This is a genomic window from Streptomyces sp. NPDC096311 (assembly GCF_044763085.1).
Classification (GTDB): Bacteria; Actinomycetota; Actinomycetes; order Streptomycetales; family Streptomycetaceae; genus Streptomyces.
The window spans coordinates 1-10999 of sequence record NZ_JBIWFN010000046.1 but is presented as its reverse complement, the minus strand read 5'-3'; the positions used below and the strand labels follow the sequence as shown (position 1 = coordinate 10999).

Sequence of the window (10999 nt, the reverse complement as noted above, 5' to 3'; positions counted from 1 at the left end):
GTCCCGGCCCTCCGACCCGTGGACCCTCCGACCCGTGGGCTCTCAGCCCCGGCCCTCCGCCCCCGGGCCTTGGGACTCTGGGCCACCGGTCCCGGCCCTCCGACCCGTGGACCCTCCGACCCGTGGGCTCTCAGCCCCGGCCCTCCGCCCCCGGGCCTTGGGACTCTGGGCCACCGGTCCCGGTCCACCGACCCGTGGACCCTCCGACCCGTGGGCTCTCAGCCCCGGCCCTCCGCCCCCGGGCCTTGGGACTCTGGGCCACCGGTCCCGGCCCTCCGACCCGTGGACCCTCCGACCCGTGGGCTCTCAGCCCCGGCCCTCCGCCCCCGGGCCTTGGGACTCTGGGCCACCGGTCCCGGTCCACCGACCCGTGGACCCTCCGACCCGCGGGTCCTCAGGCCCCTGGCCCTCCGCCCCCCGGGCCCTCGGACTCTGGGCCACCGGTCCCGGCCCTCCGACCCGCGGGTCCTCAGGCCCCTGGCCCTCCGCCCCCCCGGGCCCTCGGACTCTGGGCCACCGGTCCCGGCCCTCCGACCCGCGGGCCCTCAGGCCCCTGGCCCTCCGCCCCCCCGGGCCCCCGGACTCTGGGCCATCGGCCCCGCCGCCCCGGGCTCCCAGGCCCCGGCTCTCCAACCCCCTGGGCTCCCCGTCCTGGCTCTTGCGCCCCAGGCCTTGGTTCGAGTCTTCGGCCTCGGGGCGGGAGGTCCGGCCCCGAGGCGGGCTCCAGGGGGCCGCGCCTCGGAGCCGGGCCCGGTGGCGAGGGGTCCTGGCCGGTTTCCGTCGCCGGGTTTCCGGGCGGGATTCCGGGCGGGGTTCCGGGCGCCGGGCCGAGGCTCCGGCCTCAAGCCGCAGGTCCAAGACCGCCCCGGCGCCGGTGCCACACGTCTCTCACCGCCCCCTCAGCCCTCCGGCTCGAGGTCCTCCTCCTCGAAGACCAGGAGTGTGCGGGTGCTGAGGACCTCGGGGATGGCCTGGAGGCGGGTGAGGACCAGTTCGCGGAGGGCCCTGTTGTCGGGGGTGTGCACCAGGAGCAGGACATCGAAGTCGCCGCCCACCAGGGCGATGTGGGAGGCGCCTGGCAGCACCCTGAGCTGCTCACGGACCGTGCGCCAGGAGTTCTGCACGATCTTGAGGGTGATGTACGCCGACGTGCCCTGCCCGGCGCGTTCGTGGTCGACGCGCGCCCCGAAGCCGCGGATCACACCGTCCTCGATGAGTCGGTTGATCCGCGCGTAGGCGTTGGCGCGGGACACGTGCACCCGTTCGGCCACGGAGCGTATCGAGGCGCGGCCGTCCGCCTGGAGCATCTGCAGGATGTCCTGATCGATGGCGTCGAGCGGACGGGCGGGCGGCGGGACAGGGCCGGCCTCCGACGGCTCGGCCATTTGTTCAGGTGCCATGTCCCCCCGCCTCCCTACCATGGACGTACTGCGTCCATCTCAGGCTGTGCAGAACCGTTTGTCCACAGCCTGGCGGCGCCTGTAGCCAAAATGTGCCGACGACCGAACAATCGGTAGGTGAGGCGCCTCACACCCGTCCGGCGCCCAAGCCGCTCCCACGAGGAGGTGCCGTCATGACGGTCATGGAGCAGCGAGGCGCTTACCGGCCCACGCCGCCGCCCGCCTGGCAGCCCCGCACCGACCCCGCGCCGCTGCTGCCCGACGCGCTGCCCCACCGCGTCCTCGGCACCGAAGCCGCCGCGCAGGTCGACCCGGGCCTGCTGCGCCGTCTGTACGCGGAGCTGGTGCGCGGTCGTCGCTACAACGCGCAGGCCACCGCCCTCACCAAGCAGGGCCGCCTCGCCGTCTATCCGTCCAGCACCGGCCAGGAGGCCTGCGAGGTCGCCGCCGCACTCGTCCTCGAGGAGCGCGACTGGCTCTTCCCGAGCTACCGCGACACCCTCGCCGCCGTCGCCCGCGGCCTCGACCCCGTCCAGGCCCTCACTCTCCTGCGCGGCGACTGGCACACCGGCTACGACCCCCACGAGCACCGCATCGCACCCCTGTGCACCCCCCTGGCCACCCAGCTCCCGCACGCCGTGGGCCTCGCGCACGCCGCCCGCCTCAAGGGCGACGACGTGGTCGCGCTCGCCCTGGTCGGCGACGGCGGCACCAGCGAGGGCGACTTCCACGAGGCGCTGAATTTCGCGGCGGTCTGGCAGGCCCCGGTCGTCTTCCTCGTCCAGAACAACGGCTTCGCCATCTCCGTCCCGCTCGCCAAGCAGACCGCCGCCCCCTCCCTGGCCCACAAGGCCGTGGGCTACGGAATGCCCGGTCGGCTGGTCGACGGCAACGACGCGGCGGCCGTGCACGAGGTCCTGAGCGACGCCGTGCGCCACGCGCGCGCGGGAGGCGGTCCGACGCTGGTCGAGGCCGTGACGTACCGCATGGAAGCCCACACGAACGCCGACGACGCCACCCGCTACCGCGGCGACTCCGAGGTCGAGACCTGGCGGGCGCACGACCCGATCGCCCTCCTGGAGCGCGAGTTGACCGAGCGCGGCCTGCTCGACGACGACGGCATACGGGAGGCCCGCGAGGCCGCCGAGATCATGGCCGCCGACCTGCGCGCCCGCATGAACCAGGACCCGGTGCTCGACCCCATGGACCTCTTCGCCCACGTGTACGCCGAGCCCACACCACAACTGCGCGAGCAGGAGGCGCTGTTGCGCGCCGAGCTCGCGGCCGAGGCCGAGTCGGAGGGTGCGGCCCGATGACCACCGTCGCGCTCAAACCCGCCACCATGGCGCAGGCCCTGACCCGCGCGCTCCGCGACGCCATGGCCGCCGACCCGACCGTCCATGTCATGGGCGAGGACGTTGGCACCCTGGGCGGCGTCTTCCGCGTCACCAACGGGCTCGCCAAGGAGTTCGGCGAGGACCGCTGCACGGACACCCCGCTCGCCGAGGCGGGAATCCTGGGGACAGCCGTCGGCATGGCCATGTACGGGCTCAGGCCGGTCGTGGAGATGCAGTTCGACGCGTTCGCCTACCCGGCGTTCGAGCAGCTGATCTCGCACGTGGCACGGATGCGCAACCGCACCCGCGGTGCCATGCCGCTCCCGATCACCATCCGGGTTCCGTACGGTGGCGGTATCGGCGGCGTCGAGCACCACAGCGACTCCTCCGAGGCGTACTACATGGCGACTCCGGGACTCCATGTCGTCACGCCCGCGACCGTCGCCGACGCATACGGGCTGCTGCGCGCCGCCATCGCCTCCGACGACCCGGTCGTCTTCCTGGAGCCCAAGCGCCTGTACTGGTCGAAGGACTCCTGGAACCCCGACGAGCCGACGGCCGTCGACCCGATCGGCCGCGCGGTGGTGCGGCGCGCGGGCCGCAGCGCCACGCTCATCACGTACGGGCCGTCCGTGCCCGTCTGCCTGGAGGCGGCCGAGGCGGCGCGGGCCGAGGGCTGGGACCTCGAAGTCGTCGACCTGCGCTCGCTCGTGCCCTTCGACGACGAGACCGTGGCGGCATCGGTGCGGCGGACCGGACGCGCCGTCGTCGTGCACGAAGCCGGTGGTTATGGCGGCCCGGGCGGCGAGATCGCGGCCCGCGTCACCGAGCGCTGCTTCCACCACCTGGAGGCGCCGGTGCTGCGCGTCGCCGGATTCGACATCCCGTACCCGCCGCCGATGCTGGAGCGGCACCACCTGCCCGGCGTCGACCGGATCCTGGACGCCGTGGGGCGCCTGCAATGGGAGGCGGACAGCTGATGGCCCAGGTGCTGGAGTTCAAGCTCCCCGACCTCGGTGAGGGCCTCACCGAGGCGGAGATCGTCCGCTGGCTGGTGGAGGTCGGCGACGTCGTCGCCGTCGACCAGCCCGTCGTCGAGGTCGAGACGGCCAAGGCGATGGTCGAGGTCCCCTGCCCCTACGGAGGCGTGGTCACCGCACGCTTCGGCGAGGAGGGCACGGAACTGCCCGTGGGTTCCCCCCTGTTGACCGTCGCGGTCGGCGCGCCGTCCTCCGGCGAAGAGACCGAGGGCTCCGGCAACGTGCTGGTGGGGTACGGCACCGGGGCACCGCCGGCGCGACGCAGAAGGGTACGGCCGACCGCCGGGGCGACCACACCGCCCGGGGCGCACACGCAGACCCGGCCCGTGCACCACCCCGCCGACGACCACCCGGGCGCCCCAGCGCGCGAACCCAGGCCGGCCCGTGACCACATCGGGGCGGCGGTACGCGCCGACGGCCCCGTACCGGTGATCTCCCCGCTCGTCCGCAGGCTCGCCCGGGAGAACGGCCTGGACCTGCGGACCCTGGTGGGTTCCGGCCCCGACGGGCTGATCCTGCGGTCGGACGTGGAGCACGCGTTGCGTTCGGCCGCCACCCCGGTCCGGCAGCCGGAAACCCGGCTCGCCCCGCACACTCCCGAACCCGCCCCCGTGGCCCCCGCACCTGCCACGGCCGGCACCCGTATCCCCCTCCGGGGCATCCGCGGCACGGTCGCCGACAAACTCTCCCGCAGTCGTCGCGAGATCCCCGACGCGACCTGCTGGGTGGACGCCGACGCGACGGAACTCCTGCACGCGCGCAGGGCGATGAACGCCACCGGCGGTGCCAAGATCTCCCTGCTGGCGCTCCTCGCCCGCATCTGCACCGCCGCACTGGCCCGCTACCCGGAGCTCAACTCCACGGTCGACACGGAAGCCCGCGAGATCGTCCGCCTCGACCACATCCACCTGGGCTTCGCGGCACAGACCGAGCGCGGTCTCGTCGTCCCCGTCGTCCGGGACGCCCACACGCGCGACGCGGAATCGCTGAGCGCGGAGTTCGCCCGGCTGACCGAGGCCGCACGCACCGGCACGCTGACACCCGCGGAACTCACGGGCGGCACCTTCACGTTGAACAACTACGGAGTGTTCGGCGTCGACGGCTCCACGCCGATCATCAACCACCCCGAGGCCGCCATGCTCGGCGTCGGCCGGATCGTCCCCAAACCCTGGGTGTACGAGGGCGAGCTGGCCGTGCGCCAGGTCGTCCAGCTGTCGCTCACCTTCGACCACCGGGTGTGCGACGGCGGCACGGCGGGCGGCTTCCTGCGCCATGTGGCGGACTGCGTCGAACAGCCGGCGGTGCTCCTGCGTTCCCTGTGATTGCGGCGGCACGCATACTCGGGGGATGACCGCGTACGAGCCACCGGGCACCCCCGGCCCCGCCGCCCCGTACGACGCCGTCGTCCTCGCGGGCGGCGCCGCACGCCGGCTCGGCGGAGCGGACAAGCCCGGTCTGCGCGTGGGCGGGCGCCCGTTGCTCGACCGGGTGCTCGCCGCCTGCGCCACCGCCACCACCACGGTGGTCGTCGCCGAGCCCCGAGAGACCGCGCGCCCCGTGGAGTGGGCACGCGAGGAGCCGCCCGGCGGGGGGCCGCTCGCCGCGCTCGACGCCGGCCTGCGGCACATTTCGGCGGAACACGTCGTGGTGCTCTCCGCCGACCTGCCGTTCCTGGATCAGGCGACGGTACGGCGCCTGCTGGACGCCCTGCGGACGGGCGACGCCCCCCAGGGTCCGGCGCGACCCGACGGCGTGCTGCTCACCGACCCCGACGGCCGCGATCAGCCGCTCGTGGCCGCCTACCGCGCGAACGCCCTGCGCCGGGAGCTGACCGTGCTCACCGTCGCCCACGGCGGAGTCACCGGGCTGCCGCTGCGGCGGCTCACCGCCGCGCTCGACCTCACCCGCATCTCCGACCCCGTCGCGTCCTTCGACTGCGACACCTGGGACGACATTGCCGCCGCCCGGGCCCGCATCAGGGAGCATGGGAACGTGTTGGATGAATGGATTTCCGCAGTCAAGGACGAGCTGGGCATCGACCTGGACGTCGACACCGGCGCTCTGCTCGACGTGGCCCGCGACGCCGCGCACGGTGTGGCCCGGCCCGCGGCGCCGCTGACCACGTTCCTCGTGGGATACGCCGCCGCACAGGCCGGGGGAGGCCCCGAGGCCGTCGCGGAGGCATCCCGCAAGGCCGCGGCGCTCGCGCTCCGCTGGGCGGCCGAGGACACCCCCGACGCCAAGCCTGCCTCGGACGCCTTGCCGACCGCCGACGCCAAGCCGACCCCCGACGCCGGATGAACGCGCCCCGCGCCCGGCCCCTCGGTCAGGACGCCGACGACCTCGACGTGGAGGAGGCCCTGGCCTTGGTCAAGGACCCCCGAGGCGCGTCCGGCCCCCGGCACGGCCACGGCACCCCCGCGGTCCCCGCGCCCACATCGGAGGGCGAGAGCCGCCCTCACGCCCCCGACAGCGCCAAGGGCAAGGGCGACGGACACAGGGCCACCCCCTGGCCCCAGGCTCGTACGACCGCCGAGCGGGCCGCCCGTTCCGTCCCGCGGCGCGCCCCCGTCTCCGTGCCCCTGGACGCGGCGCTCGGTCTGGTCCTCGCCGCCCCGCTCGCCGCGCTCACCGACCTGCCCTCCTTCGACACCTCCGCGATGGACGGCTATGCGGTAGCCGGACCCGGCCCCTGGGACCTCCGCGAGGAGCGGGTACTCGCGGGCCACGCGAAGCCGGAGCCGCTCATCGACGGCGAGGCGGTGCGGATCGCCACCGGTGCGCGCATCCCGCAGGACGCCACCGCCGTGCTGCGCAGCGAGCACGGGCGCCTCGACGACAAGGGGCGGCTGCACGCCACCCGGGAGGCCGTGCACGGGCAGGACATCCGGCCCCGTGGCCAGGAGTGCCGCAGCGGCGACCAGCTCCTGCCGGACGGCACCGTGGTCACCCCCGCCGTCCTGGGCCTCGCCGCGGCCGCCGGATACGACACCCTCACCGTGATTCCCCGCCCCCGTGCCGAAGTCCTCGTCCTCGGTGACGAACTGCTCACCGAGGGGCTCCCCCAGGAGGGCCTGATCCGGGACGCGCTCGGGCCGATGCTGCCGCCCTGGCTGCGCTCGCTCGGTGCCGAGGTCCTCGCGGTACGCAGGCTGGGCGACGACGCCAAGGCCCTGCACAAGGCGATCACCCGCTCCGACGCCGACCTGATCGTCACGACCGGGGGCACCGCCTCGGGCCCCGTCGACCACGTTCACCCCACCCTGAGCCGCATCGGCGCCCAACTCCTCGTGGACGGCGTCAAGGTCCGCCCGGGTCACCCCATGGTCCTGGCCCGCACCAAGGAGAACCAACACCTCGTCGGCCTGCCCGGCAACCCCCTGGCAGCCGTCTCCGGCCTGCTGACGCTCGCCGAGCCCCTCCTGCGCGTCCTGGCAGGGCGGTCGGCACCGGAGCCGTACACGCTGCCGCTCGGGGACGCGGTCCACGGGCACCCGTACGACACCCGGCTCATCCCCGTCGTGGTGCGTGCCGACCGGGCCGTACCGCTGCACTACAACGGTCCGGCCATGTTGCGGGGCATCGCGGCGTCCGACGCCCTCGCGGTCGTACCACCCGGCGGCGCCCGTGCGGGCCAGGAGCTGGAACTCCTCGATCTGCCCTGGGCGTTGGCCGGTATGGGGAATGCCTGAGATGAGTGAAGGCATGAACCGGACGGTGAGCCGGATCGGGGAGTGTTTCACGTGAAACTGCCGGGCCATGATGCGATCGCCCGCCAAGCAGACGAGCATCTCGTGACCCACCGGGTGAAACTCCCGAGAAAAGTGGTGGACCGCCCCATCCGCCAGGTCGTCAAACGCCTGGCGATGGCCTTGTTCGTGCTCGCCGCGACCGCCTTCATCGTCTGGGCCGACCGCGACGGCTACCACGACAACGCGGGTGACGGCGTCGACTTCCTCGACTCCCTCTACTACGCCACCGTCACCCTCTCGACCACCGGATACGGCGACATCACCCCGGTCAGCGACGCCGCCCGGCTCACCAACATCTTCGTCATCACGCCGCTGCGCGTGCTGTTCCTGATCATCCTGGTCGGCACCACGCTCGAGGTCCTCACGGAACGCACCCGCGAGGAGTGGCGATTGAACCGCTGGAGTCAACGGTTTGCCAGAGGTAACACAACGAGGAGGAGCCGCCGGCCCTTGCGGGGCTGACGGCTCCTGCTGGTGAAACCGGCGCCAGGGTTCGGCTACTGGGTTCGCCCGGCGCTACGAGTTTTCACGCCGCGCCGTCGGCATCCTCGTGTTTTGGAGGGTGCGGGTCCCAGCCTGCCGCGAATGACCACTTGATGGCCATCGAGGAGACGGTGAACTGGAGATATGCGCTCTTGTGTCCCTGGGACAGTTCGACCTCGTTGAAGGTGGGACTGACTTTCCCGTCCTCACATTGCAGCGGGAAGCTGATTCCTGTCGGCTTCAGGGTCACCGTCAGGGTTCCCTTGCCTTCGCAGTTCACTGCGGTAGCAAGGGTTTTACCCGCTAGAACTCCGCCCTTGAGAGGATATGCAGCGCTGCCTGTGACGGAGGCGGCGGACACCACGGCCTTAATGTCGTCCTGAGCGAGATTCGGGGCTTTGGACACTGTGTCTGCTGGGACAGTGGGTGGCTGCGTGGTCTTCGGCGTCGTTGGGGTGCTGCTGTGAGCGGGTTCGCTCGACTTGCCCTGTCCGGACGCGGTGGTGTGGCTGCTCGTGCACCCTGCAACTGCGGTAGCGGAGAGCACAGCGACGCATGCCAGGCGGCCGGTCCGGCTGGAGAAGGTCATTAGATCTTGGTCTCCCAGATGTACCAGCCGACGTGGTGGGGGGTGTAGCTGGTGACCGTCTTCTTCGGAGTTGTATGGCAGCTGCTGTACACGTGGTAGCTCGTCCCCTGGTTTCGGAGCCTGTACACCCCGTACGTTGCGTGGCTGGCTTTATGGGCGGGCGTCGACGTCTGGACAGTGTTGCCGAGCTTCGCTGTCATTGATGCCGAGAGGGTGACGTTGTATTTCGCTTCAATCTTGGCGATAAGGAACTTAGCGGTGGTCTTGAGGTCGCCCGAGATGGCAATCCCCACAGTACCGGTGACCTCGGCCGTGAATGTTGACGTTATCGCGTGGTTTGTGCCGTTCGAATTCACGTTGGTGGCGCCAACACCCTTGACGTGGTAGCCGCCCTTGTTGATTGGCGTGTAGACGTTGACATCGTCACAGAGCTCGGAGCCCGGGTGGTTCATGCCCGCCCCGGTGCCGTCGGAGTTGGCGCCGGGTATATCGGGGTCAGCGTCGACCTGGCTGGGGGTCAGTTCTACTAGATCAGTCTCTTCGGGGTCGGCCTGCGGGTCCGTGTGGACCGTTGTCGAATCGCCCGTCGGGTCCCCGTCATCGGCAAATGCTGCCGATGTCCCGGTCGCGCTGAACAGCAGTACCGCCACAGAAGCACCCATGGCCACCTTGGTCACTCGGTGCCATGCGTGCCGATTGAGCGTCACGATAAATCCCCCTAATTCAAGCACCGACGCGACTTCGCGCCGATAGGTCACAACTTATTCCGCGAATACTGAACGCGTCCATGACAAGAGTTGTGTAATGATCAATCCTTGACTCGCGCTTTAGGGGAGTGACCGAACAAGGTAGGATCTGACCGTTATGATCCGCCGGATAATTGAGGTTTATCTGAGGTGGAATTGTCACTTCCGAATTATGAATCGAGGCTGGTTTATGCAAGGGAGGGCCCGCTGAATCAGCTGTTGGACACTGCCTGCCTGATCGAGATCACGTGGTCTCCGGCTTGGAGGCTTGCGGTCTGCGGCTCGGTGTAGTCAAAGACTGCCTTCCCTCGTACGACGGCCACAACGAGATCCGTGCACTCCCGAGGAGACCGACCAACCTCATCGTTGGTTACTGGACGCTCCACGAGGTCCAGTCCACTCCCGTAGGTCATCAGATCTTCCAGAGCGTCTGCGGCGTGAGGGCTGGCCATAGACAAACCGAGGAGGCGTCCCGCAGAGCTGGAGCTGGTAACGACTGTGTCGGCGCCGCTCTGCCTCAACAGCGGTACGTTCTCGTCTTCCCGCACTGCGGCGACGATGGTTGCGCGCTTGTTGAGCTGGCGCGCGGTCAGGGTGACCAATGCTGCGGTGTCGTCGCGCTGAGGGGCAACGATCACATGGGCAGCACTCTGCAACTCGGCCTTTCGAAGGGTGTCTGAGCGGGTGGCGTCTCCGAGTACAGACACCAGCCCGTCGCTGCTGGCAGCCTCCACGGTTTGCCGCTGCGGGTCGACAACAACGATCTCGTCCTTGCGGGTGCCTTGCCCAAGAAGCGTCTCGATGGCCTGCCGGCCTTTGGTTCCGTAGCCGACGACGACCACGTGATCCCGCATACGGGAGCGCCAACGATGCACACGCACCTGTTGGCGGGTGCGCTCGGTGAGCACTTCGAGTGTGGTGCCGACCAGGATGATCAGGAAGAGGACGCGCAGGGGCGTGATGACGAAGATGTTGGTGAGTCGGGCGGCGTCGCTGACCGGGGTGATGTCGCCGTATCCGGTGGTCGAGAGGGTGACGGTCGCGTAGTACGCGGCATCGATGAAGTCGACGCTGCCGTCGGAGTTGTCGTTGTAACCGTCACGGTCGAACCAGACGAGAAACGTAGTGACGGCTAGCACCAACAGGGCCATGGCCAAGCGCCGTAGAACCTGTTGGAGAGGCGGCATGCTGCTCTCGATGGGCATGGTGATTGAACGTCCGGCCTCGGCATCGTCTATGGCCTCGGCCCGCGACCGGTACCAGAGAGACCGGAGAATCGAGAACCTCGCGATCTTGGAGGGTGGTCGCTTCGCGTCGTTCATCGCTTGCCCCCTGCGACGGTGATCCAGTCAGCCAGCATGGTCGCTATGGTCTCGGATGATGCTGCACCGGTGTTGAACCACAGAACCCAGCACGTCCCTCTCGTGGGTGGCTTCGGGCGTATGCCAGGTGAGGTTCTGTTCGATGAAGATTAGCCAAGGCATCAAGCAGTTCGGCGGCTGCGGGGCGACGACTGAGGAGGTCGCTGAGCTTGTCCTACCTTCCAAGCGTGGTTCTATGCCGGTCATTCGTAAGATCGGCGGACCCAGGGGTTCTGGGTATGGCTGTGAGCTTGTCGCCGCTGGATGGCTCAAAGAACTTGGCCGCCCGGA

At 70.3% G+C, this 10999-nt stretch carries 10 protein-coding genes and 1 pseudogene; 7 read left to right on the top strand and 4 right to left on the bottom strand.

What is annotated here, in order from left to right:
• Positions 1-899: 899 nt before the first annotated feature.
• Complete coding sequence (locus ACIRA5_RS52350; RefSeq protein ID WP_373306538.1) at positions 900-1400, bottom strand: Lrp/AsnC family transcriptional regulator; 501 nt, start codon at positions 1398-1400, stop codon at positions 900-902.
• 173 nt (positions 1401-1573) lie between these two features.
• Between ACIRA5_RS52350 and pdhA the strand changes: the two genes are divergently transcribed.
• The 6 genes and pseudogenes from pdhA to ACIRA5_RS52320 form a co-directional block, all read left to right on the top strand.
• Complete coding sequence (gene pdhA, locus ACIRA5_RS52345; protein ID WP_403705433.1) at positions 1574-2716, top strand: pyruvate dehydrogenase (acetyl-transferring) E1 component subunit alpha; 1143 nt, start codon at positions 1574-1576, stop codon at positions 2714-2716.
• A complete protein-coding gene (locus tag ACIRA5_RS52340; RefSeq protein WP_403705430.1) occupies positions 2713-3717 on the top strand; it encodes an alpha-ketoacid dehydrogenase subunit beta in 1005 nt (334 codons plus the stop codon). The genes pdhA and ACIRA5_RS52340 overlap by 4 nt, the downstream gene beginning before the upstream one ends.
• Positions 3717-5099, top strand: a complete 1383-nt coding sequence (locus tag ACIRA5_RS52335) for a dihydrolipoamide acetyltransferase family protein (RefSeq protein WP_403705470.1) — start codon at positions 3717-3719, stop codon at positions 5097-5099. Before ACIRA5_RS52340 ends, ACIRA5_RS52335 begins: the two co-directional genes overlap by 1 nt.
• A gap of 25 nt (positions 5100-5124) precedes the next feature.
• On the top strand, positions 5125-6078 hold the full coding sequence (locus tag ACIRA5_RS52330) for an NTP transferase domain-containing protein (RefSeq protein WP_403705427.1): 954 nt from the start codon (positions 5125-5127) through the stop codon (positions 6076-6078).
• Complete coding sequence (locus tag ACIRA5_RS52325) at positions 6075-7469, top strand: molybdopterin molybdotransferase MoeA (RefSeq protein ID WP_403705424.1); 1395 nt, start codon at positions 6075-6077, stop codon at positions 7467-7469. The genes ACIRA5_RS52330 and ACIRA5_RS52325 overlap by 4 nt, the downstream gene beginning before the upstream one ends.
• Positions 7470-7520: 51 nt before the next feature.
• Positions 7521-7931, top strand: a pseudogene (locus ACIRA5_RS52320) (potassium channel family protein); the annotation flags it as partial.
• Positions 7932-8055: 124 nt separating this feature from the next.
• On the opposite strand, the gene ACIRA5_RS52315 reads toward ACIRA5_RS52320, so the two are convergent.
• From ACIRA5_RS52315 to ACIRA5_RS52305, 3 genes are all read right to left on the bottom strand, one after another.
• Positions 8056-8418 (bottom strand): hypothetical protein, encoded by a 363-nt coding sequence (locus tag ACIRA5_RS52315; RefSeq protein WP_403705421.1) that lies wholly within the window; start codon positions 8416-8418, stop codon positions 8056-8058.
• 182 nt (positions 8419-8600) lie between these two features.
• Entirely contained in the window at positions 8601-9263 is a 663-nt protein-coding gene (locus ACIRA5_RS52310; protein WP_403705418.1) for a hypothetical protein, read from the bottom strand.
• 296 nt (positions 9264-9559) lie between these two features.
• Positions 9560-10669 (bottom strand): potassium channel family protein, encoded by a 1110-nt coding sequence (locus ACIRA5_RS52305; RefSeq protein WP_403705415.1) that lies wholly within the window; start codon positions 10667-10669, stop codon positions 9560-9562.
• A 142-nt stretch (positions 10670-10811) separates the two neighbouring features.
• Here ACIRA5_RS52305 and ACIRA5_RS52300 point away from each other — a divergent pair.
• Positions 10812-10999 (top strand): hypothetical protein (locus ACIRA5_RS52300; RefSeq protein ID WP_403705412.1); only part of this gene is annotated, 188 nt, incomplete at its 3' end.

Coding starts and splice junctions, on each gene's coding strand:
- pdhA (WP_403705433.1), top strand. CDS start 1,574: ATGACGGTCATGGAGCAGCGAGGCGCTTACCGGCCCACGCCGCCGCCC.
- ACIRA5_RS52305 (WP_403705415.1), bottom strand. CDS start 10,669: ATGAACGACGCGAAGCGACCACCCTCCAAGATCGCGAGGTTCTCGATT.
- ACIRA5_RS52340 (WP_403705430.1), top strand. CDS start 2,713: ATGACCACCGTCGCGCTCAAACCCGCCACCATGGCGCAGGCCCTGACC.
- ACIRA5_RS52335 (WP_403705470.1), top strand. CDS start 3,717: ATGGCCCAGGTGCTGGAGTTCAAGCTCCCCGACCTCGGTGAGGGCCTC.
- ACIRA5_RS52310 (WP_403705418.1), bottom strand. CDS start 9,263: ATGGGTGCTTCTGTGGCGGTACTGCTGTTCAGCGCGACCGGGACATCG.
- ACIRA5_RS52325 (WP_403705424.1), top strand. CDS start 6,075: ATGAACGCGCCCCGCGCCCGGCCCCTCGGTCAGGACGCCGACGACCTC.
- ACIRA5_RS52350 (WP_373306538.1), bottom strand. CDS start 1,400: ATGGCACCTGAACAAATGGCCGAGCCGTCGGAGGCCGGCCCTGTCCCG.
- ACIRA5_RS52330 (WP_403705427.1), top strand. CDS start 5,125: ATGACCGCGTACGAGCCACCGGGCACCCCCGGCCCCGCCGCCCCGTAC.